This window comes from Microbacterium martis (genome assembly GCF_047246685.1).
In the GTDB taxonomy this organism is placed as follows: domain Bacteria; phylum Actinomycetota; class Actinomycetes; order Actinomycetales; family Microbacteriaceae; genus Microbacterium.
Genome location: NZ_JBFOKT010000001.1, coordinates 1,373,487 through 1,394,829 on the forward strand (window position 1 = coordinate 1,373,487; position 21,343 = coordinate 1,394,829).

General features: G+C 70.0%; 24 protein-coding genes and 1 pseudogene. 12 read left to right on the forward strand and 13 right to left on the reverse strand.

All coding sequences use genetic code 11. The annotated features are described in order from the left end of the window. Positions 1-36 precede the first annotated feature (36 nt). Positions 37-732, forward strand: a complete 696-nt coding sequence (locus AB3M90_RS06610; RefSeq protein WP_412950788.1) for an alpha/beta fold hydrolase — start codon at positions 37-39, stop codon at positions 730-732. 21 nt (positions 733-753) lie between these two features. Here the strand turns inward: AB3M90_RS06610 and AB3M90_RS06615 are convergent, their stop codons facing one another. Further along, positions 754-1,464 carry a beta-ketoacyl-ACP reductase gene (locus AB3M90_RS06615; protein ID WP_412950791.1) on the reverse strand — a complete coding sequence of 237 codons (711 nt, stop codon included), beginning with the start codon at positions 1,462-1,464 and terminating at the stop codon, positions 754-756. A gap of 143 nt (positions 1,465-1,607) precedes the next feature. On the opposite strand from AB3M90_RS06615, the gene AB3M90_RS06620 reads away from it, so the two are divergent. The 4 genes from AB3M90_RS06620 to AB3M90_RS06635 are packed head-to-tail and all read left to right on the forward strand — an operon-like array spanning position 1,608 to position 3,584. Beyond that, a complete protein-coding gene (locus tag AB3M90_RS06620; RefSeq protein WP_412950793.1) occupies positions 1,608-2,180 on the forward strand; it encodes a DUF4190 domain-containing protein in 573 nt (190 codons plus the stop codon). A 53-nt stretch (positions 2,181-2,233) separates the two neighbouring features. Then, on the forward strand, positions 2,234-2,584 hold the full coding sequence (locus AB3M90_RS06625; protein ID WP_412950795.1) for a DUF3099 domain-containing protein: 351 nt from the start codon (positions 2,234-2,236) through the stop codon (positions 2,582-2,584). Beyond that, positions 2,581-2,775, forward strand: a complete 195-nt coding sequence (locus tag AB3M90_RS06630) for a hypothetical protein (RefSeq protein ID WP_412950796.1) — start codon at positions 2,581-2,583, stop codon at positions 2,773-2,775. Before AB3M90_RS06625 ends, AB3M90_RS06630 begins: the two co-directional genes overlap by 4 nt. Further along, on the forward strand, positions 2,772-3,584 hold the full coding sequence (locus AB3M90_RS06635; protein ID WP_412950797.1) for an SURF1 family cytochrome oxidase biogenesis protein: 813 nt from the start codon (positions 2,772-2,774) through the stop codon (positions 3,582-3,584). Before AB3M90_RS06630 ends, AB3M90_RS06635 begins: the two co-directional genes overlap by 4 nt. Positions 3,585-3,605: 21 nt before the next feature. On the opposite strand, the gene AB3M90_RS06640 is transcribed toward AB3M90_RS06635, so the two are convergent. Continuing rightward, positions 3,606-5,204, reverse strand: a complete 1,599-nt coding sequence (locus AB3M90_RS06640; RefSeq protein ID WP_412950798.1) for an ABC-F family ATP-binding cassette domain-containing protein — start codon at positions 5,202-5,204, stop codon at positions 3,606-3,608. Between the two features lie 164 nt (positions 5,205-5,368). On the opposite strand from AB3M90_RS06640, the gene AB3M90_RS06645 reads away from it, so the two are divergent. The 4 genes and pseudogenes from AB3M90_RS06645 to AB3M90_RS06660 form a co-directional block, all read left to right on the forward strand. Then, entirely contained in the window at positions 5,369-5,989 is a 621-nt protein-coding gene (locus AB3M90_RS06645) for a DedA family protein (RefSeq protein WP_412950799.1), read from the forward strand. 5 nt (positions 5,990-5,994) lie between these two features. Further along, entirely contained in the window at positions 5,995-7,251 is a 1,257-nt protein-coding gene (locus AB3M90_RS06650; protein ID WP_412950800.1) for a sensor histidine kinase, read from the forward strand. Beyond that, the gene (locus tag AB3M90_RS06655; RefSeq protein ID WP_412950801.1) at positions 7,248-7,919 is read left to right on the forward strand and encodes a response regulator; all 672 of its coding nucleotides are present in this window, start codon (positions 7,248-7,250) and stop codon (positions 7,917-7,919) included. The genes AB3M90_RS06650 and AB3M90_RS06655 overlap by 4 nt, the downstream gene beginning before the upstream one ends. 96 nt (positions 7,920-8,015) lie before the next feature. Beyond that, positions 8,016-9,104 (forward strand): annotated as a pseudogene (locus tag AB3M90_RS06660) (acyltransferase family protein); the annotation flags it as partial. A 183-nt stretch (positions 9,105-9,287) separates the two neighbouring features. On the opposite strand, the gene AB3M90_RS06665 reads toward AB3M90_RS06660, so the two are convergent. Genes AB3M90_RS06665 through AB3M90_RS06675 form a run of 3 tightly spaced genes read right to left on the reverse strand, consistent with a single transcriptional unit; the run spans position 9,288 to position 11,141 of the window. Next, complete coding sequence (locus tag AB3M90_RS06665) at positions 9,288-9,884, reverse strand: energy-coupling factor transporter transmembrane component T family protein (RefSeq protein WP_412951242.1); 597 nt, start codon at positions 9,882-9,884, stop codon at positions 9,288-9,290. Further along, the gene (locus tag AB3M90_RS06670; RefSeq protein WP_412950802.1) at positions 9,875-10,567 is read right to left on the reverse strand and encodes an energy-coupling factor ABC transporter ATP-binding protein; all 693 of its coding nucleotides are present in this window, start codon (positions 10,565-10,567) and stop codon (positions 9,875-9,877) included. The genes AB3M90_RS06665 and AB3M90_RS06670 overlap by 10 nt, the downstream gene beginning before the upstream one ends. After that, positions 10,557-11,141: a biotin transporter BioY gene (locus tag AB3M90_RS06675; RefSeq protein WP_412950803.1), complete on the reverse strand. Its 585-nt coding sequence runs from the start codon at positions 11,139-11,141 to the stop codon at positions 10,557-10,559. Before AB3M90_RS06675 ends, AB3M90_RS06670 begins: the two co-directional genes overlap by 11 nt. Positions 11,142-11,195: 54 nt before the next feature. Between AB3M90_RS06675 and AB3M90_RS06680 the strand changes: the two genes are divergently transcribed. Next, entirely contained in the window at positions 11,196-11,765 is a 570-nt protein-coding gene (locus AB3M90_RS06680; protein WP_412950804.1) for a TetR family transcriptional regulator, read from the forward strand. A gap of 27 nt (positions 11,766-11,792) precedes the next feature. Here AB3M90_RS06680 and AB3M90_RS06685 read toward each other — a convergent pair whose 3' ends face one another. Genes AB3M90_RS06685 through sufB form a run of 7 tightly spaced genes read right to left on the reverse strand, consistent with a single transcriptional unit; the run spans position 11,793 to position 18,375 of the window. Beyond that, entirely contained in the window at positions 11,793-13,163 is a 1,371-nt protein-coding gene (locus AB3M90_RS06685) for an MFS transporter (RefSeq protein ID WP_412950805.1), read from the reverse strand. After that, complete coding sequence (locus tag AB3M90_RS06690) at positions 13,160-14,314, reverse strand: MalY/PatB family protein (RefSeq protein WP_412950806.1); 1,155 nt, start codon at positions 14,312-14,314, stop codon at positions 13,160-13,162. The genes AB3M90_RS06685 and AB3M90_RS06690 overlap by 4 nt, the downstream gene beginning before the upstream one ends. A 2-nt stretch (positions 14,315-14,316) precedes the next feature. Continuing rightward, entirely contained in the window at positions 14,317-14,646 is a 330-nt protein-coding gene (locus tag AB3M90_RS06695) for a metal-sulfur cluster assembly factor (protein WP_412950808.1), read from the reverse strand. A gap of 9 nt (positions 14,647-14,655) precedes the next feature. Next, entirely contained in the window at positions 14,656-15,426 is a 771-nt protein-coding gene (gene sufC, locus AB3M90_RS06700; protein ID WP_412950810.1) for a Fe-S cluster assembly ATPase SufC, read from the reverse strand. Further along, a complete protein-coding gene (locus AB3M90_RS06705) occupies positions 15,427-15,753 on the reverse strand; it encodes a non-heme iron oxygenase ferredoxin subunit (RefSeq protein ID WP_412950811.1) in 327 nt (108 codons plus the stop codon). Next, positions 15,750-16,955 carry a Fe-S cluster assembly protein SufD gene (gene sufD, locus AB3M90_RS06710; RefSeq protein WP_412950812.1) on the reverse strand — a complete coding sequence of 402 codons (1,206 nt, stop codon included), beginning with the start codon at positions 16,953-16,955 and terminating at the stop codon, positions 15,750-15,752. The genes AB3M90_RS06705 and sufD overlap by 4 nt, the downstream gene beginning before the upstream one ends. Before the next feature lies 1 nt (position 16,956). Next, positions 16,957-18,375 (reverse strand): Fe-S cluster assembly protein SufB, encoded by a 1,419-nt coding sequence (gene sufB, locus AB3M90_RS06715; RefSeq protein ID WP_412950813.1) that lies wholly within the window; start codon positions 18,373-18,375, stop codon positions 16,957-16,959. Between the two features lie 231 nt (positions 18,376-18,606). Here sufB and AB3M90_RS06720 point away from each other — a divergent pair, with 231 nt between their 5' ends. Next, positions 18,607-19,755 (forward strand): COX15/CtaA family protein, encoded by a 1,149-nt coding sequence (locus tag AB3M90_RS06720; protein ID WP_412950814.1) that lies wholly within the window; start codon positions 18,607-18,609, stop codon positions 19,753-19,755. Between the two features lie 53 nt (positions 19,756-19,808). Next, positions 19,809-20,279 carry a hypothetical protein gene (locus AB3M90_RS06725; protein WP_412950816.1) on the forward strand — a complete coding sequence of 157 codons (471 nt, stop codon included), beginning with the start codon at positions 19,809-19,811 and terminating at the stop codon, positions 20,277-20,279. Positions 20,280-20,353: 74 nt separating this feature from the next. Here AB3M90_RS06725 and AB3M90_RS06730 read toward each other — a convergent pair whose 3' ends face one another. Continuing rightward, the gene (locus AB3M90_RS06730; RefSeq protein WP_412951244.1) at positions 20,354-21,268 is read right to left on the reverse strand and encodes a heme o synthase; all 915 of its coding nucleotides are present in this window, start codon (positions 21,266-21,268) and stop codon (positions 20,354-20,356) included. Between the last annotated feature and the right edge of the window lie 75 nt (positions 21,269-21,343).

Below are 21,343 nucleotides of genomic sequence, written 5' to 3' on the forward strand. Positions count from 1 at the left end.
CTGGTGGATGTCGGTGGCCGTGACTGCCGTCGGGTCATGGACATCATCCTCATTCCGGGCCTCTGGCTCGACGGCTCCAGCTGGAACGACGTGGTCCCGATCCTCGAGAAGGCGGGGCATCGAACGCATCCGCTCACGCTTCCCGGACTGGGCGCACCGGCGGCCGAGTCCGCGGAGATCGGCATGGCCGACTGGGTCGACGCCGCGGTGGCCGCTGTCGACGCGCTCGACGGCGACGTGATCGTGGTGGGTCACAGCGGCGGGGGCAACGTGGCGTGGGGCGTCGCCGACGCACGGCCCGGGCGCGTGGCCCGAGTGATCTTCGTCGACACCGTGCCTCCGGCATCCGGCAACGGCATCAGCGAGTTCGCGGTCGCAGACGGGGTCGTGCCGTTCCCGGGCTGGGACCACTTCCCCGATGACGACGTCAGCGATCTCGACGACGAGACGCGCGAGCGCACCGCTCCCCTCACTCTCAGCGTGCCCGCCCGAGTTCCGACCGACGCGATCGTGCTCCGCGACAGCGCGCGCCACCGCGTTCCGGTCACGCTGCTCATGGGAGCACTCGATCAGGAGACGTTCGACGGCATGATCGACCAGTGGGGCCCGTACGCCGACGAGTACCACGCGATCGACGACGCGGAGGTCGTGCGGATCGGCTCCGGCCACTGGCCGCAGTTCTCCGTGCCGGCGAGGCTCGCCGCCCTGATCGACGCAGCCGTCACACGCTGAGCCGACGGGTCGGCCGCGGGATCAGTGCCCCATCCCGAGTCCGCCGTCAACCGGGATGACGGCGCCCGAGATGTAGCCGGCGTCGTCGCCGGCGAGCCAGGTCACGACGCCGGCGACCTCGTCGGCCGTCGCGAAGCGTCCGGCGGGAATGTTCGCCTTGTACTGCTTCTGCGTCTCCTCGGGCAGTTCGGCCGTCATGTCGGTCTCGATGAATCCCGGCGCCACGACGTTCGCCGTGATCCCCCGACCTCCCAGCTCGCGCGTCAGCGAGCGCGCGAAGCCGATCAGCGCGCTCTTCGACGCGGAGTAGTTCACCTGACCCGCGGAGCCGTAGAGGCCCACCACGCTCGAGATCAGGATGACTCGGCCGAACCGGGCGCGGAGCATGCCCTTCGATGCGCGCTTGACCACCCGGAAGGTGCCGCCGAGGTTCGTGGCGACCACGCTGTCGAAATCGTCGTCGCTCATGCGCAGCAGAAGCGTGTCCTTCGTGATGCCGGCATTCGCGACGACGATCTCCACCGGGCCGAGCTGCTGCTCCACCTCGGTGAACGCCGCATCGAGCGCCGCGGCATCCGTCACGTCGGCGCGCACGGTCAGCGTGCCTTCCGGGCCTTCTCCCGACCGGGCGGTGACCGCGACGCGGTACCCCTCACGGACGAATCGCTCGGCGATGGCGCGGCCGATACCGCGATTGCCTCCGGTGACGAGGACGACGCGCTGAGCACTCATGGGTACCACTCCTGATTCGCAAGCCGGTGGCCGGGGGTTTCGCGGCCGTCCTCGATCCTATCGGCGAGCCCTGCGATCGCCGGCGGTCCGATTGACAGGGGGCGACCCGGGCTGGAACGCTGAACGGGACGAAAGGCGAACACGTGAGCGACGACAGCTACAACCCCCCACCCGCAGCGCAGGAGCCGCCGCTCACCCCACCGCCTGCACCGCCGGCTCCCGCCGCCGCCCCGGCTCCGTTCGCGGCCTCGGCTCCCGCCGCGCCGGCTCCGTTCGCACCGCCGGCTCCCGCCGCCGCCCCGGCTCCCCTGGCGCCGACGCAGGCGTATCCGGGCGCCGCTCCCTCGTACGCACCGCCGCCCGCCGCACCCTACGGCGCCGCCGCCCCGCAGCCGTACGTGACTCCCGGCTATCCCGCTCCGCCGCCCCGGCCGGTCAGCGGTCTCGCGATCACGTCGCTCGTCTGCGGCATCGCGGGACTGGTGCTGTTCTGGGCTCTCATTCCGATGCTCGCCTCGATCGCCGCCGTGATCACCGGCCACATGGCCCTGCGCCAGACCAAGCGCGACCCGGCGATCGGCGGTCGCGGCATGGCGTTCGCGGGCCTCATCCTCGGTTACGTCGTGGCGGGTCTGCTGGTCTTCACGATCGTCTCGACCATCGTCGGTCTCCTCTTCTTCGGCGCGTTCACGCTGCCGTTCCTCTACGCCGGCTGAGCGGCTTCCTCGCGCGCCCCGAGCCCGCCGGACCGGCGTAGGCTGGAGGTATCGTGAAGAACGCACGTCAGGTCCCGGCTGTCACCTCACTGCCGCAGTCCCCGCGGGATGAGGCCGACCATCGTGTGCGCCGGTACGCCCTGACGATGACGATACGCATCGTGTGCTTCGCTCTGATGGTGCTGGTCCAGCCCTACGGCTGGTACACCTGGGTCTTCGGCATCGCCGCGGCCGTGCTGCCCTACATCGCCGTGGTGTTCGCCAACGCCGGCAGCGACAGCACCGAGACCACCGCCGAGTCGCCGCAGCGCGAGATCGAGGCGCCGACGCCCGAGCACACCGTGATCGAGACGTCCGATCCGCAGGTCTTCACCATTCACGAGAGCCGCCGGGATCGATCGTGACCGAGCTCGAATGCTCGCGCGCCGGATGCCGGGGCGCGGCGACCCGGCACGTCGTCTGGCGCAATCCGCGCATCCATTCGGCTGATCGCGAGAAGATCTGGCTGGCGTGCGACGAGCACGTCGCGTTCCTCCGCGACTATCTCGCCGCTCGCGACTTCCCCGTGACCGTTCGCGACGGTGTTCCCGCATGAGCGGTCGGATGACGCGGTGGAGCGTCTACGTGCTCGTGGCGATCGGATTCGCGGTGGCGTGCGCCTTCCTCTCCCATTGGCAGTTCGAGCGCAACGAGTCCCGATCGGAGCAGATCGCGCTCGTCGAGCAGAACTACGACGCCGATCCGGCGCCGCTCGCGCAGCTCATCGACCAGGACGGCGCGCTCGACCCCGCCGACCAGTGGCATCCGGCGACGTTGCACGGCGAGTACCTCGCCGACCAGCAGCTGCTGGTGCGCAATCGGCCGCACGGCGGCACGAGCGCCTTCGAGGTGCTCGTGCCTTTCCGTGACGACGACGGGAGGGTGTTCATCGTCGATCGCGGATGGGTGCCGCCGGGAGACGGCGACGCACCGGACGCCGTCCCGGCCCCGCCGGAGGGCCGGGTCGAGGTGACGGTCAGGCTCCGGCCCGGCGAGCAGCTGCCCGCCTCCGGCCGCGGCGCGCCCGAGGGCCAGGTGCCCACCATCCATCTCCCGTCGATCGCCGAGCTCGTCGGCGGCGACGTGATCACCGGAGCGTACGGCCAGCTCGTCGATGAGCGGCCGGCCGGAGACGGCGCCCTCGGAACGTTCGATTCGCCGACCGACGATCCGGGACCGCATCTCTCCTACGCGATCCAGTGGATCCTGTTCGCCGTGATGGGTTTCATCTTCATCGCCTACATCATCCGCACCGAGATCGTGAAGCATCGCGAGGAGGTCGAGGGTGTCGAGGCGCCGGCGCGCAGGCCCCGACGCCGCGACCGCGACGCCGACGTCGAGGACGAGCTCCTCGACGCGCGATGACGCCGTCGAGGCAGTCCCGATCTACGCGAGCTCGATGAGGTCCTGGTACTCCTGGCTCCAGATGTCCTCCACGCCGTCGGGGAGGATCAGCACGCGCTCGGGATTGAGCGACTGCACCGCTCCCGGGTCGTGCGAGACGAGCACCACCGCGCCCTCGTAGTGCGCGAGAGCGCCGAGGATCTCCTCGCGTGACGCCGGATCGAGGTTGTTGGTGGGCTCGTCGAGCAGCAGCAGGTTCGCGGACGACACGACGAGCGTGGCCAGCGACAGGCGCGTCTTCTCCCCTCCGGAGAGGACACCGGCGGGCTTCAGCACGTCGTCACCGGTGAAGAGGAACGAGCCGAGCACCTTCCGCGCCTCGGTCTCGGTGATGTGCGGGGCGGCCGACACCATGTTCTCGAGCACCGAGCGGCTCACGTCGAGATTCTCGTGCTCCTGCGCGTAGTAGCCGACCTTGAGCCCGTGACCGGGTTCGAGCTGACCCGTGTCGGGCTGGTCGACCCCCGCGAGCATGCGCAGCAGGGTCGTCTTACCGGCGCCGTTGAGTCCGAGGACCACGACCTTCGATCCGCGGTCGATCGCGAGGTCGACGTCGGTGAAGATCTCGAGCGACCCGTACGACTTCGACAGGCCGGAGGCCATCATGGGCGTCTTGCCGCACGGGGCGGGCTTGGGGAATCGCAGCTTGGCGACGCGATCCTCCTGGCGCACCTCCTCCAGTCCGGCCAGCAGCTTCTCGGCGCGAGCGACCATCTGGTGAGCGGCCGCGGCCTTGGAGGCCTTCGCGCCGAAGCGGGCGGCCTGCTGCTGCAGCGTCGTGGCCTTCTTCTCGGCGTTGACGCGCTCCTTCTTGCGGCGCTCCTCGTCGGCTGCGCGCTGACGCAGGTAGTTCTTCCAGTTCATGTTGTACGTGTCGATGACCTGACGGTTGGCGTCGAGGTAGAACACGCGGTTCACGGTCTCGCCGACGAGCTCCACGTCGTGGCTGATCACGATCAGCCCGCCCTTGTAGCCCTTGAGGAACTCGCGCAGCCAGACGACGCTGTCGGCGTCGAGGTGGTTCGTCGGCTCGTCGAGGATCATCGTCTGGGCGTCGGAGAAGAGGATGCGCGCCAGCTCGATGCGCCGGCGCTGACCACCCGACAGCGTCGAGAGCGGCTGGTCGAGGATGCGGTCGGGCAGCGACAGGTTGTGCGCGATCGATGCGGCCTCGGCCTCGGCGGCGTAGCCGCCCTGCGCCTCGAACTTCTCGGTCAGCGTCGCGTAGCGCTTCATCGCCTTCGCGGCGACGGCCGGGTCGTCGGATCCCATCGCCAGCGACGCCTCGGTCATGCCGAGGTTCAGCTGTCCCAGGCCGCGTGCGTCGAGGATCCGCGTGCGTGCGAGGTCATCCGGGTTGCCCGACCGCGGGTCCTGCGGGAGGTAGCCGAGTTCGCCGGAACGGGTCACGTTCCCGCCCGACGGAAGCACATCGCCGGCGAGCACCTTCGTCAACGTCGTCTTGCCGGCACCGTTGCGGCCGACCAGTCCGATCTTGTCACCGTCGGCGACGCGGAAGGAGACGTTCTCCATGAGCAGTCGCGCGCCAACGCGGATCTCGAGGTCGTGCACGGCGAGCACAGCGGATGTCCGTTCGTTCAGGGTGGGAGTCGGCCGATGGGCCAGCCTCCCAGTATAGATCGCCGGGCGGTGACGACCGCCGCCTCGCGATCTCACTCTCCGGGGTGACGCAGACGATACCGCAGGGTGATGTCGTCGCGAGCCCGCGTTCCTAGCCTTCAGGGGTGGACGTCATCAACGAGCTCATCCTTCACGCCGTCGCGTCACCGTGGCTCTTCCTCGTGCTCTTCGCCGTGACGGTGATCGACGGATTCTTCCCCCCGGTGCCAAGCGAGACGGTGCTCGTGGCTGCGGCCGCCGTGGCGTCGTCGACGGGCGAATGGTGGATGCTGGTGCCGCTCGGTCTCGTCGCAGCCGTCGGCGCGGCGATCGGCGACAACATCGCGTTCGCGATCGGAAGCCGCGTCGGCACTGTGCGATGGAGGTGGATGCGACGACCGCGGGTGGCGGCGGCGTTCGCTCACGCCGAGGCGGCTCTCGACAGGCGCAGCGCCGCGCTGATCCTGGGCGCACGGTACGTTCCCGTCGGACGTGTGGCGGTGAACATGTCTGCCGGCGCCCTCGGGTTCGCCTGGCGACGCTTCCTGCCGCTGAGCCTGATCGCCGGCGCGAGCTGGAGCGTGCTCAGCCTGATCATCGGCCTGGTCGCGGGCAGCTGGGTGAAGGACCAGCCGTTGCTGAGCGCCGGCATCGGCATCGTGATCGCGCTGGCCATCGGGGTGACGATCGACCGCGCCACCGCGATCCGCCGCCGCCGCTCGCCGGTGGCACACCTGGCAGGATGACTCCCATGGCTCGAGATCGGATGCGCACGGAGCACCCCCGCATCCGTCGACCCGTCCTGGCCCTGGTGCTTCTGGCGGCGGGGACGGTCGCTCTCGCCGCGACCCTCGTGCCGCTGGCCGCGACTCTCTACGGCATCCCGCTCCCCCTGTCGTTCCTCCTGGCCGCCGCGGTGTGCGGCGCTCCGCTGCTCGCCGAGTCCCGGCCGCGCTGGGCGATCGTGTCGTTCACGGCCGGGTCGTTCGCGCTGCCGCTCGTGGTTCCGGCCGCTCTCGCGACCGAGGCGCCGTGGCCCTGGTCGGTGCCGGCCCTGCTGTCGTTCGTGCTCATCGTGGGCGTGGTGACGCTGCGTCACGGCGGGCGGCTCGGAGTGTTGCCCCTGGTCAGTGGCGCGCTGGGCTCGCTCATCGCCCCGATGCTGCGGCCCGAGGTCGCGTCGAGCGCCGCCACGGCCGCCAACGTCACCGCGAACCTCATCGTCGCCGCCTCCGTCGCCACCGCCGCCTACCTGATCGCCCTCCTCATCGCCGGCCGCCTGCGCGTCGCGGCCGAGCTCACCCGCGAGCGCGAGCACTCGGCGCTCGAGGAGTCGAAGCGCGTCCTCGTCGAGGAGCGCACGCGCATCGCCCGCGAGCTTCACGACGTGATCGCGCACAGCATGTCGGTGATCCAGGTGCAGGCCTCCACCGCTCGCTACCGCCTCTCCGACCTCGACGACGAAGCAGTCGCCGAGTTCGAGAGCATCGCGGCGACGGCGCGCACGTCGTTGACCGAGATGCGCCGGATGCTGGGCGTGCTGCGCACCGAGGACCAGTCGACGGAGCTCACTCCGCAGCAGCGCATCGACGACGTCGCCGCCCTGGTCGACACCCTCCGACGTGCGGGCGTGACGGTCGGTCTGGAGATCGCCGGACCGATCGCCGAGGCGTCGTCCGCGGTGCAGATCGCCGCGTACCGGATCACGCAGGAAGCGCTGAGCAACGCGGTGCGTCATGCGCACGGCGCCGCCGTCACCGTGCGGATCCGGGCGGATGCGTCCTCCGTCGGCATCCGCGTGCGCAATTCCCCACCGATCGAGCCGGCCGACTCCCGCGGTTCCGGGCACGGCCTGCGCGGCATGCGAGAACGCGTCGAACTGCTCGGAGGCACATTCTCGGCCGGGGCGACCGACGAGGGAGGATGGGAGGTCGCGGCGTCCCTGCCTCTCGCCGGCTCGACGAGCCCGCCGGACGCCGCTTCGCCGGACCCCCAGGAGAACCCATGACCGTTACCGTGCTCATCGCCGACGACCAGGCCATGGTGCGCGCCGGCTTCGCGGCCCTCCTCGACGCGCACGACGGCATCCGGGTCGCCGGGCAGGCGGCGACCGGCGCCGAGGCGGTCACGCTGGCGGCCCGGCTCGACCCCGACATCATCCTCATGGATGTGCGGATGCCGGAACTCGACGGCATCGAGGCGACGCGGCGCATCCTCGGGCCCGGATATCCGGCCGCCCATGTGCCCCGCATCCTCATGCTGACGACCTTCGACATCGACGACTACGTGTACGACGCCCTCGAAGCGGGCGCCAGCGGCTTCCTGCTCAAGGACGCCCTCCCCGAGGAGCTCGTGCACGCCGTTCGTGTGATCGCGGCGGGCGACGCGCTGCTCGCGCCGAGCGTCACCCGCAGGATGATCGAGCAGTTCGCGGGTCGCAGGCCCGCCGCGCCGCGCTCGCAGACCGTGCTCGCCGGGCTGACCGAACGCGAGCGGGAGGTCCTCGTCCTGATCGGCCGCGGCCGCTCGAACAGCGAGATCGCCGCCGAGCTGTTCATCGCCGAGCAGACCGTCAAGACGCACGTCGGCAAGGTGCTCTCCAAGCTCGGTCTTCGCGACCGCGTGCACGCCGTGATCCTCGCGTACGACACCGGACTCGTCGAACCGGCCTCCTGAATCACTCCTAGGTAAGGGGTGCGACGACCCCCGAGGGTGATCCCCCGTCGATCACCCCGTCCGTACGCTCCTCGGACACCCCACCGAGGAGGACACATGGCCACCGTCGAGGCACCGCAGCTCCACACCCCCCGACCGCCCGCTTCCCCGACGCCGCCCGGTCGCGACACCGGCATCGACCTCCTCCGCGCGCTGTGCGTGACCGGCGCGGTGCTGCTGCACGCGATCATGGTCGGTGTCACGGTGACCGCCGGGGGTCCGGTGTTCGAGAACGCGAGCGACGGCACCTGGTGGATCGTCCCGGTGAGCTGGGCGCTGCAGGTCATGCCGTTGTTCTTCATCATCGGAGGGTTCGCGGGCTTCCTCGCCCACCGTCGCGGTCGCGAGCGAGGACGGTCGGATGCCGCGTTCGTCGCCGCCCGCATCCACCGTCTCCTGCGCCCGGCGGTCCTGGTGATCGGCGTGGCGGGAGCGCTGCTCGCGATGCTTCAGCTGGCCGGCGTTCCCGGTCATCTCGTGGCGACCGCCGGATTCCGCTTCGCGCAGCCGCTCTGGTTCCTCGGCGTGTTCCTGCTGTGTCAGGCGCTGCTTCCCGTGCTCGCCGCCGCGCACCGCAGCGCCCCCGTAGCCACGGTCGGTCTGCTCGCCGGGGCGGTGGTCGTCGTCGACCTCCTCCGTGGGCACACCGGAGTCGACGCGATCGGATTCCTCAATCTCGCGTTCGTGTGGTTGACGCTCCAGCAGCTGGGCTTCTTCCTCGCCGACGGCACGATCGACGCGCTGAGCCGCCGCACCCGCCGGATCGCCGCCGGCACGGCTCTCACTGCACTCATCGGCGCCTTCGCGGCCGGGATCTACTCCCCCGACCTCGTCGCCAACATCAACCCGCCCACCGGTGCGCTCGTGCTCGTCGGCATCGTGCACCTCGGTCTCGTCTCCCTGCTTCGCGACCGCATCGACCGGCTCGGCCGCCGCACCCTGCCCGCGGCCTTCTCGCAGTTCGTGAACCGTCGCGCCATGACGATCTACCTCTGGCACATGCCCGTGCTGCTGGCGATGGCCGGCGTCACCGCTCTCATCGCCCTCGTCAGCGGCGCCGTTCTTCCCGATCCCAGCAGCGCCGCCTGGTGGGCCGGCCGCCCGCTGTGGCTCCTGACCGCTCTCGTCCTCAGCGCGGTGGTCGCGGTCGCACTCACGCGCTCCGAGACACGTCCCGCACCCGCGGCGACGACCTCGTCCCGACGCCTCGCCGGGGCGGCCCTGATCGGAGTGGGCATGATCGCGATGCTGCTCGTCGTCGGCACGACCGCGGCCACGGCGTCGCTCGCCGTCGTCGGACTGCTGACGGCACTGCGCCTCGCGCTCCGCTCACACGAGCCCGCGGGCGGCGAGGGCGTCGCCGACGTCGTCCGCGTGGCGCAGAGTGCGCACGAGCAACGGCACGACTGCCCGGACGCCGAGGCGCACGCCGCGGGCTCGCTGGGCGTCGGCGGTGTCGCCCGCGAAGCCCGCGACGACCGGGATCATCGCGATCGTCAGCGAGACGGTCATCGCCACGGCATCCACGTCGATCCACCGACGCAGGGGGCCGAGCATCCGCCTCAGCACGGCCAGCAGGTCGCCCATCGGCGTGGTGATCGTGACGAGGCTCGCCAGCAGGATCAGCGCGACGACCCGGCCCGTGTTGATCCATGCGACCTGCGGGGTGACGAAGATCCACAGCGCGAGGCCCAGCACCAGAACGAGCCACCGCAGTCGCCAGACCTCGGCGGCGAGCACGCGGGGCGACTGACCGGCGAGGAGGAAGAGCCCGGCCACCGCCGCCAGGGTCACGGCGATGCTCCCGGCGTCGTGCGGGAAGGCCGAGAGCGCGATCGCGATGATCGCCAGCGTGGCGAGCTTCGGTCCCGCCGGCAGGCGGTGGACGACGCTCGTGCCCGGTCGACGGAGCCGGATCACGCGCACGACCTCCGGTACGCGGCGATGACCTCGCCCGGATGGCCCGACGCCGCGATCCGCCCGTCGTCGAACAGCACCGCCTGATCGCAGCGGCCGGCGAGCTCGAGGTCGTGGGTGACGACGATGACCTGCGCCTCCTGGGCGAGCAGCAGATCGCCGATCCGCCGTGCGTTGCGCAGATCGAGGAGGGTGGTCGGCTCATCGGCCACGATGAGGGAGGGCCGGGTGATGAGCACCGACGCCAGGGCGAGCATCTGCTTCTGGCCGCCCGAGAGAGCCGAGGCCGGCACATCGGCATGGTCCTGCAGGCCGTGCTCGGCGAGCACGGCCCGCACCCGGCGGTCCACTTCCACCCGGGAGGCTCCCCGGATCGAGAGTGCGAGGTCCTCGGCCGGCGTCGGCATCAGGATCTGCGCCTGCGGATCCGTGAACACGAAGCCGACGCGACGCCGCACCTCGCGGGTCTTCCGCTGCACGTCGACGCCGTGCACCGAGACGCGTCCGGTCGTCGGCGCGACGAGGCCGTTGAGCAGCCGCGCGAAGGTCGACTTGCCCGATCCGTTCGCCCCGATGACCGCGATGCGCGGCGCGTCGAGCTCGATGCTCACGTCGTGCAGGATGTCGCGCCCCTCGCGCTGCACGTTCACCGCCTCGAGGGCGATGACTCGGGTGCGCGTGTCAGGCCGCACGCGCCCGCACCGCCCCGGCGGGGCGTCGCCCGAATGCCGGCGGGTAGGCCCGCAGCAGTGCGAGGGTGAGCGCGGTCGCGGCGGCGGCCTTGAGCAGGTCGCCGGGAAGGAAGGCGAGGCTGGAGAGCGCGGTCGGCACGAGGTCGACGCCGAGCACGAGCGCCTGCACCGGGATGCCGAATGCGTAGACGATGAGGATGCCGCCGACGACGGTGCCGACGGCGGTGCGCCACCACGTGATCCGGGAGGCCCGCACGATGAGTCCGATCACGATGCTGCCCACGACCCACCCGAGCAGATACCCTGCCGTCGGCCCCGCGAAGACGCCGAGGCCTCCGCGCCCTCCGGCGAGCACCGGGAGTCCGATCGCCGAGAGGACCAGGACGACGAGCACGGCGAGCGGCGCCCGTCGAGGGCCCAGCACGGTGCCGGCGAGCATGACGCCGAGTGTCTGCGCCGTGATGGGAACGCCGCCCGGCAACGGCACGGTCACCGTGCCGAGCACGACGATGAGGGCCGCGAAGACGGCGATGCGGGCGAGATCGCGCCCGAGTTCGGTACGAGACGACGACATGGTTCCTACTTCCTGAACAGTGTTCACCTGAACGGTGTTCACTATACTGAGGCGATGAGCCCCGAGCACAACTCGAGCAGACATGACCGCGAAAGCGTGGCGAGCACTGCGCTCGACCTGCTCGACGAGGTAGGTCTGGCCGATCTGTCGATGCGCCGCATCGCCGCGCGCCTCGACGTGCAGCCGAGCGCGCTCTATTGGCACTTCGCGAGCAAGCAGGAGCTGCTGGCCGAACTCAGCGACCGCATCACCGCGTCGATCCATGGCATCGACGGCGGTGCGCTGTCGATCGCTCGCCGCATCCGCGACGCGCTCTTCGCGCATCGCGACGGCGCCGAGCTGGTCCTGAGCACGTATGCGCTCCAGCTGGGCTCCTTCGACGCCCAGGTCGCGCTGGCGACCGCCCTCCGGCGGGACGGCGCCGACGACGCCGACGATCGCGCAGCGGCGATCCTGCACTTCGTGCTCGGCCATGCCACCCTCGTGCAGCAGCGCATGCACGCCGACAGCCACGGCGCCCTGCCCTCTGACGCGGGGCTCGACGTGACGGAGGGACTCGATCGCGTCTTCGATCTCGGCGTCACGGCGCTCATCGGCTCCGCGCGCGCTCGCGCCTCCGCCTGATCGTTCCGATCGGCGAGAGGCTCGTGATCAGACCGCCGTGGATTCCGCCGCGTGTCCGAGGCGGAGTCCTGGCACCAGCCCAGCGAGGACGAGAGCGATGCACAGCGCGAAGACGATACCGAACGCGTCCGCTCCTCCGCCCAGGGTCGCCACGGCGAGGCCGGCGACCGCGATCACGATGGCCGACCCGGTCGAGTCCGAGATCGAGAGGGCCGAGGAGTTGAACCCCTGGTTCCCCGGAGTCGAGTACGCGAGGGTCAGAACCGTCAGACGCGGATAGAGCAGGCCCATGCCGCCCCCGGCGAAGCCCCACCCGACGATGACCAGCACGGGCGAGACCGTGCCGAGCGCGGCGACGAGAACCGAGACGAGGGCGACGAGGAGCGCCGACGTGCTGATCAGTGTGATGCGGGCGTTGCCGAGACGCTCGCCGTACCGCCCCTGCAGCTGCGAGGCACCCGCCCAGGCGAGTGCCGCCAGCATCAGCGCCACACCGGCCCAGGTGGCGCTGAAGCCGTAGCGCTCGATGAGGAGGTAGGGGATGTACGCCTCGGCGGCGAAGAACGTCCCGGCCGCGATCCCCCGCATCAGCACGACGCTCGGAAGACCCCGCCCCGCGCGCAGGGTTCGCCGCGGGAGCAGGGGGAGCACGGCGACGGCGATCACGGCGATCGCCCCCAGCGCGACGGGCCACCCGATCGCGGCATCCATGTCGGCGCTGAAACCGACCAGCACCGCGAAGACGGCGACGACGACGGCCAACGCCATCCGCACCGCGAGGCTTCGGCGGTCCTGCGGCTCGCCCCGTCCGAGATCGAGGCCGCGGAGACGCAGGGCGATGATCGCGAACGCGATCGCCGTCAGCACCGCGACGCCGAGGAAGGCCCAGCGCCAGTCGAGGTACTCCGCGACCGCTCCGGCGAGGAACGGCCCGACCATGGAGGGCACGACCCAGGCGGCCGCGAACGCGGCGAAGACCCGACCGTGCAGGTGCGGCGGGTACAGCCGGGCGACGACGACGTACAGCGCGACCGTCTGCCCGCCCGTGCCCAGCCCCTGCACGAGCCGCCCGACCAGGAACTGGTGCATGGTCGTGGCGAAACCAGACATGAGCAGCCCGATGATGAACAGGGTGACCGCCACGTACAGCGCCCCACGGGGGCCGCGCGCGTCCGACCACGCTCCGGCGGCGACCATGCCGATCACACTGGTGGCGAGGGTGCCGGCGAACGCGACCGCATAGAGCGCCTGCCCGTCGAGCGCTTCGCTGACGATCGGCATCACGGTGGTCACGGCCAGCGCCTCGATCGCCGCGAGGAAGATGAGCGCGACCGAACCGCTGGTCACCCAGATCCGCTCGCGGTCCCAGATCGATACGACCGGCGCCGCCCCGCTCATCGTCCGGCCAGCGATGCGATGCGCTCGATCGCCTCCGTGATGATCTCGGGACTCGTGCCGAAATTCAGCCGAGCGTGACCGCGGCCTTCCTCACCGAAGGCAGGCCCGTCCTGCAGCGCGACCCTGGCGTCTTTCAGGATGCGGCGCCCCGGGTTGTCTCCCCACGCCATCGCCGAGAAGTCGAGCCACGCCAGGTACCCCGCCTCGGGGATCCGGTAGCGGACGCCGGGCAGCCGCGACGCCAGGAGGTCCTCCAGGAGCAGCCTGTTCTCGTCGAGGGTGCGCAGAAGCCCGTCGAGCCACGCATCGCTCTCCTCCGAGAACGCGGCGACCGCGGCGATCAGGCCGAACTGGCCGGTGCGCCATTCGACCTCGACCGGGAGCGCCCGCACCACGGCGTTCGTCTGCTCGTCGGCGGCGATCATCAGGGCGCACTTGAGGCCGGCGAGGTTGAAGGCCTTGCTGGCGCTCACCACCGCGTAGCCGACGCGGCCGGCTGCGTCTCCCGCGGCCAGGAAGGGCGTGAAGCCGCTCCCCGGCTGGACGAGGGGCGCGTGGATCTCATCCGAGACCACGGCCGCGCCGAACTCCTCGGCCAGCTCCGCGAGCGCCACGAGCGAGTCGCGATCGTGAACGGTCCCGGTGGGATTGTGCGGGTTGCAGAGCAGGATCGCGGTGGCGCCGTCTTCGAAGGCGGAGCGGATGCCGTCGAGATCGAGCTCCCACGCCGTGCCCGTGTCACGCAGCGGGACGCGGACCACTTCCGCGCCCGCTTCGTCGACCAGCTCGTAGAACGGCGGGTACACGGGCGGAGTGACGACGACCCGGTCGCCGGGCTGGGTGACCCGGCGGAGGAGCTCGACGATGCCCATGCTGACGTCGGCCGTGCTCCGCATCCGAGCGGGATCGGGTCGCCAGCCGAACCGGCGTTCGGCGAACGCCGCATACGCCTCGGCGAGAGGCGGACGGGAGGCGATGTAGCCGGTGTCGCCGAGATCGAGTGCGCGCTGCAGGGCGGCGGTGACCGCGGGGGCCAGCGGGAAATCGGTCTCCGCCACGAACAGCGGGAGCACATCGGCGGGATACTCCCGCCACTTCTCACTGGTGCGCTCGCGCAGCTCGGCGAGGGGCAGCGCCGTGACCCGGAGCATCCTCAGATCGCGAAACCGAGGGCGCGCATCATGTCGCGGCCGTCATCGGTGATGCGCTCGGGACCCCACGGCGGCATCCACACCCAGTTGATGCGGAATCGCTCGACGACGTCGTCGAGGGCCTGCGCCGTCTGGTCCTCGAGCACGTCGGTGAGCGGGCAGCCAGCACTGGTGAGCGTCATGTGGATGACGAGGGCGTCGTTCTCGTCATCCCAGGCGAGGTCGTAGATGAGGCCGAGGTCGACGACATTGATCCCGAGCTCGGGATCCATGACGTCCTTCAGCGCCTCGGTGACCTCGTCGTACTTCTGGTCGGTGAGCGTCGCGGTCATGCGGCCAGCCTACGCCTCGAGCGGGGCCGCGGGGTCGAGGAAACGGTCGTAGCCCTCGTCCTCGAGACGGTCGGCGAGCTCGGGGCCGCCCTCCTCGACGATCCGGCCGGCGACGACGACGTGCACGTAGTCGGGACGGATGTAGCGGAGGATGCGGGTGTAGTGAGTGATCAGCAGCACGCCGAGGCCGGTCGCCTCCTTGGCGCGGTTGACGCCCTCGGAGACGATCTTGAGAGCATCGACGTCGAGACCCGAGTCGGTCTCGTCGAGCACGGCGAACTTCGGCTTGAGCACCTCGAGCTGCAGGATCTCGTGGCGCTTCTTCTCGCCGCCCGAGAAGCCCTCGTTGACGTTGCGCTGCGCGAACTTCGGGTCCATGCGCAGGTTCGCCATCGACGCCTTGACGTCTTTCGTCCACTGGCGGATCGCGGGCGCCTCCCCGTCGAGAGCCGTCTTCGCGGTGCGCAGGAAGTTCGTGACGGTGACGCCGGGGATCTCGACCGGGTACTGCATCGCCAGGAACAGACCGGCACGCGCGCGCTCGTCGACGCTCATCGCCAGCACGTCCTCGCCGTCGAAGGTGATGGTGCCTGACGTCACCGTGTACTTCGGGTGGCCGGCGATCGTGTACGCCAGGGTCGACTTGCCCGAGCCGTTGGGGCCCATGATGGCGTGGGTCTCACCCGTGTTCATGGTGAGAGTGATCCCGTTGAGGATCGGGGTGGTCCCCGCCTCGGTCTCGACCGTCACGTGCAGGTCGCGGATTTCGAGAACAGACATTCAGACTTCCTTCGTCACAGTCGGGTCGATGAGCACGTCGTCGCCGTCGATCTCGACGACGTAGACCGGGACGGGCTCATAAGCGGGGAGGTTCTGGGGCTTGCCGGTGAGCAGGGAGAACGCCGAGCCATGAGCCCAGCACTCCACCGTCTCGCCTTCGACGAAGCCCTCCGAGAGCGAGATGTCACCGTGGGTGCAGGTGTCGCCGATCGCGTGGACGACGCCCTCGGAGTCTTTGATCACGGTGATCGCGACACCGTCGGGCTCGACGCGCAGCGGGGTGTCCTGCTCGAGGTCGGCGACGCCGCAGACGCGCTGAGCCGTCATGCGTCCACCTCGGCGAGCTCGGTCTCGATGGCAGCCAGCAGCTCCTCCTCCAGGGAGGGGATGCCGAGACGCTGCACGATGTCGCTGAGGAAGCCGAGCACGACCAGGCGGCGCGCCTCTTCCTCGGTGATGCCCCTGGCCTGCAGGTAGAACAGCTGCTCGTCGTCGAAACGACCGGTGGCGCTGGCGTGACCTGCGCCGACGATGTCGCCGGTCTCGATCTCGAGGTTCGGGATGGAGTCGGCGCGGGCGCCCTCGGTGAGCACGAGGTTGCGGTTGGCCTCGTAGGAGTCGGTGCCGGTGGCATCCGGTCCGATCAGCACGTCGCCGATCCAGACCGAGTGGGCGCTCTCACCCTGCAGGGCGCCCTTGTAGAGCACGTCTCCGGTGGTGTGCGGCCCCTTGTGGTGCAGGTAGACCTGGCTCTCGAGGTGCTGACCGGCGTCCGCGTAGGAGAGGCCGTAGAGGTAGCCCTCGGATCCCGCACCCGCGAGCTCGACGCTCGGGTTCACGCGCACGACGCCGCCGCCGAAGCTGATGACGAAGTGCTTGAGCGTGGCATCGGCACCCACCCGGGCCTGGTGGGCCGAGGCGTGCACCGCATCGTCCTGCCACTGCTGCAGGCTGATGACGCTGAGCTTCGCGCCGTCGCGGACGATGATCTCGACGTTCTGTGCGTACTGGGCGGAGCCGGTGTGCTGCAGCACGACCGTCGCGGCGCTGTGCTCCAGCGCCTCGATCACGATGTGGGCGTCGGCGCGCTGATCGGCGCCCTGACCCTCGATGGCGAGAAGGATCGGCTCTGCGACCTCCTCCTCACGCGGGATGCGGATGTGGAGAGCCTCGGCCGCGCCCTGCCAGGCGACGGCCGACGTGACGTCCTCGGCCAGGAAGACCTCGCCGCGCGGTGCCGCGTCGGCGGCGAGCGGCGCTGCCAGGTACTGCTCCCCCGCGCCGAACGCGTGGGCCACCCCGTCGGTCGAGCCCGCGACCTCGAACAGCGGCACGAGCTTCGCGACCGGGGTGTGCTTCCAGTTGACCTCGCGCCCCGAGGGGGTGCCGAAGTCGCCGGGGTCGTACGAGTGCGGCCGTTCGGACCGGGTCTGGACGGGCACGAAGCCGGCGTCCGACACCTGGGCGGCGGGGTCCACGTGCGCGCTCGAGGAGCGCGACGCGGTGGGCGTCGTCGTGGGGGTCGTCATCTCAGCCGACCGATCCTTCCATGCCCATCTCGATGAGCTTGTTCAGTTCCATCGCGTACTCCATGGGCAGCTCCCGCGCGATCGGCTCGATGAAGCCGCGCACGATCATCGCCATCGCCTCGTCCTCCGGCATGCCGCGGGACTGCAGATAGAACAGCTGCTCCTCGCTCACCTTCGACACGGTCGCCTCGTGACCGAGTTGCACGTCGTCGACGCGGATGTCGATCGCAGGATAGGTGTCGGATCGCGACTTCGTGTCGACCAGCAGAGCGTCGCACCGCACGGTGTTGGCGGAGTGGTGAGCGGCGGCGTCCACCCGCACCTCGCCGCGGTACCCGGCTCGTCCGCCGCCGCGGGCGATCGACTTCGAGACGATCGACGACTGGGTGTACGGCGCCATGTGGATCATCTTCGCGCCGGCGTCCTGGTGCTGGCCGGGACCCGCGAAGGCGACCGAGAGCGTCTCTCCCTTGGCGTGCTCGCCCATGAGGTAGATCGACGGGTACTTCATCGTCACCTTGGAGCCGATGTTGCCGTCGACCCATTCCATGGTGGCGCCCTCGTGCGCGACGGCCCGCTTGGTGACGAGGTTGTAGACGTTGTTCGACCAGTTCTGGATCGTCGTGTAGCGCACGCGGGCGTTCTTCTTCACGATGATCTCGACCACGGCCGAGTGCAGCGAGTCCGACTTGTAGATCGGAGCCGTGCAGCCTTCGATGTAGTGCACGTAGCTGCCCTCGTCGGCGATGATCAGCGTGCGCTCGAACTGGCCCATGTTCTCGGTGTTGATCCGGAAGTACGCCTGCAGCGGGATCTCGACGTGCACGCCCTTGGGGACGTAGACGAACGATCCGCCCGACCACACCGCCGTGTTCAGCGCGGCGAACTTGTTGTCGCCGGCGGGGATGACCGAGCCGAAGTACTCCTCGAAGAACTCGGGGTGCTCGCGGAGGGCGGTGTCGGTGTCCATGAAGATGACGCCCTGCTCCTCCAGATCCTCGCGGATCTGGTGGTACACGACCTCCGACTCGTACTGCGCGGCGACACCGGCGACGAGACGCTGGCGCTCGGCCTCGGGGATGCCGAGACGCTCGTAGGTCTCGCGGATCTCCTCGGGGAGGTCTTCCCACGACTGCGCCTGCTTCTCGGTGGAGCGCACGAAGTACTTGATGTTGTCGAAGTCGATCTCGCTGAGGTCGGCGCCCCAGGTCGGCATCGGTTTGCGTCCGAAGAGCTGGTAACCCTTGAGTCGGGTCTTCAGCATCCATTCGGGTTCGTTCTTGAGGCTGGAGATCCCGCGGACGACCTCTTCAGAGATGCCGCGTTGCGCGACCGCTCCGGCGGCGTCCTCATCGTGCCATCCGAACTCGTACACCCCCAGACCTTCGAGCTCCGGGCGGTCGATCAGCACATCCGACATCACACACTCTCCTATCAGGTCCCGAAACGGTGTCATCCGCCCCGGCACACCGGATCCCCGTCGAGTCTGCGGAAGTGTGTGCCGTTGTGGGCCCTCATCACCGGCGCATTCTTCGCGCCTAAACTGTTGTCGATGCTTTCGCGCTGTCAGCGCTCATCGCAACAATCCGATTCTACAGGTTCCGCCTGACGACAGGGCCGCTCGCCGTGTCCGCGCGGTTCGGAGACGCCAATGCCCGAGACCACCACCGCCCCCTCCTCTCGCCCCGCCGTTCCGGCGGCGGCAGGCACCGACGTGTGGGCTCGGCTGCTGCGGATCTTCGCCTGGCTGTCGTTCGTCGCCGAGACGATCATCATCGGCACCGGCGGGGCCGTCCGGCTCACCGGATCGGGCCTCGGCTGCTCGGAGTGGCCGCTGTGCACCCCCGAATCGCTCGTGCCGATCTACGCCGATCAGGGCGTGCACGGTCTCATCGAGTTCGGCAACCGGCTGATGACCGGCGTCGTCGGCATCATCGCGCTCGTCGTGGTGCTGCTCGTGCTGCATCGCACCGGCGGTCGGCGCAGCGTCGTCTCGGCCCTGTGGTTCGCCGCGGGCGGCATCGTGGCCGCCGCCGTCGCCTTCGGCGTCGCGACGCTGGTCGCGAACCTCGTCGCACCGGGACAGGACACCCCGGTGTTCTCCGTCGCCACGGCGGTGCTGCTGCTCGCGGTGATCGTCGCGGCCGTGCGCTTCACGCGCAGAGCGCCGGAGCGACGCGACCTCCTCACCCTGGCGTGGATCGTCCTCATCGGCGTCGTCGCGCAGGCGCTCGTCGGCGGCATCACCGTGCTGACGGGGCTCAACCCGTTCATCGTCGGATTCCACTACACCTCGTCGCTGCTGCTCGTGTGTGTCACGGCCGCCTTCCTCGTGCGCCTCTCCGCCGTGCCAGGCCCGCGCGAGCGCGCGGTGCCGACCTGGTTCGCGATCCTGAGCCACGTGACCGGACTCGCTCTGGCCGTGACGATCGTGTTCGGGGTCCTGACGACCGGGTCCGGTCCGCACTCCGGCGATGCCGACGTGCTCCGTCACGGCTTCGACGCGACCGTCCTCGCTCACGTGCACTCGTGGCCGGGATACATCCTCGCCGCGCTGGTGCTCACGCTGACCGTCGCCGCGTGGATGCTGCGCCTCGAGCCGCGGAGCTGGCTCCTCGTGCTCGTGGTCGCCATCGCCGTCCAGGTGGGCGTCGGAGTGTGGCAGGCCCGCGAGGGACTCCCGCCCGTGCTCGTCGGCATCCACATGGTGCTCGCCGCGCTGTCGGCGGCGACCTACACGGTGGTCGTCCTGCATCTGAAGCGCCCGGCCGCCGGCGAGCCCGCCGAAGCCGCACAGTGAATCCATAGCGCCCCCATCGACGTCTCATCGGCAGGTCGGGAAGGGTGGGCGCCATGAAAACCTCACTCTCACGCACCATCGCCTTCTGGCTCCTCCTCGTCCTCGCCCTGGTCTCCGTGCTCGTGGGCGGATGGATGATCGCGAGTCAGCTGGGAACGATGACGACCACGCTGCTCGACGGCACCGCCACCGGTGTGGAGGTCTATGTGGGCCAGTCGCTCGTGGTCGTCGGCGCCGCGGTCCTCGGGGCCGGGATCATCGGAGTGCTGCTCGCCGTGGGGCTGGCCGCCGTGACGTCGGTGGTCACGCGCCCCGTCGCCGCCGAGCCGGTGGGCACCGCCGAGCCGGTGGACGCCCCCGTGTCGGCGGACGCCGTCGAGCCGGAGAGCGAGCCCGCGGATCAGACGGTCGAGCCGGCCGTCGAGACGAGCGCACCTGCGGACAGGACGAGCGAGCCGCAGAGCGACGCCGCGATCGAGCAGAGCGAGACGGACGCCCCGCACGCGCCCGCGGTCACTCGCTGACCCCCTCGAGCGGCGCCGAGCGATCGGCGCCGCTCAGCTCGTCGCGGTCGCCGCCGTCGCCTTCCGGCGTCGAGTCAGAACGGCAGCAGCGGGTCGACCGCCACCGCCACGAAGATCAGGGTGAGATACGTGATCGAGGCGTGGAAGACCCGCATCGGACGTGCTTCGGTGCCGTGCACCGCCCGGTTGTACAGGCGGTGGGACTCGTAGATGAACCAGCCGCCGAACACCAGGGCCGACACGGTGTAGACGAGACCCATGCCGGCGATCGGGACGAGCAGCAGCGAGCATGCCACGGTCGCCCACGCGTAGAGGATGACCTGCAGGCCCACCTGCGACGCGTTGCGCGTCACTCCGAGCATCGGCACGTCGACGTCGTCGTAGTCGTCCTTGTACTTCATCGACAGCGGCCAGTAGTGCGGCGGGGTCCAGAGGAAGACGAGCAGGAACAGGATGAACGCCGGCCAGTCGAGCGAGCCGGTCACCGCCGACCACCCGATGAGCACCGGGAAGCATCCGGCGATGCCGCCCCAGATGATGTTCTGCTCGGTGCGGCGCTTGAGGATCATCGTGTAGATCACGACGTAGAAGAAGATCGCGCTCGCGGAGAGCGTCGCCGCCAGCCAGTTGGTGGTGAGCCAGAGCCAGAGCGTCGAGGTCACCGCGAGGGTCCACGAGAAGATCAGCGCGCCGCGCGGGCTCACCTCGCCGGTGACGAGAGGCCTGCTCGACGTGCGGTGCATGTGCGCGTCGATGTCGCGGTCGAGATACATGTTGAACGCGGCGGCGGATCCCGCACTCAGCGAGCCGCCGATGACGGTCGCCAGGACCAGCCAGAGATCGGGCAGCCCGCCCTGCGCGAGGAACATCACCGGCACGGTCGAGACGAGCAGGAGCTCGAGCACGCGCGGTTTGGTCAGCGCGACGTACGCCTTGACGGTGCGACCGACGGACGACCTCTTCACGGCCTGATCAGACATCGTCGAGATCTCGATCGCCTCCTCCGCACGCGTACCCGGACAACCTCTCCAGTGTATGACACGCGATGACGTCATCCGGTTGTC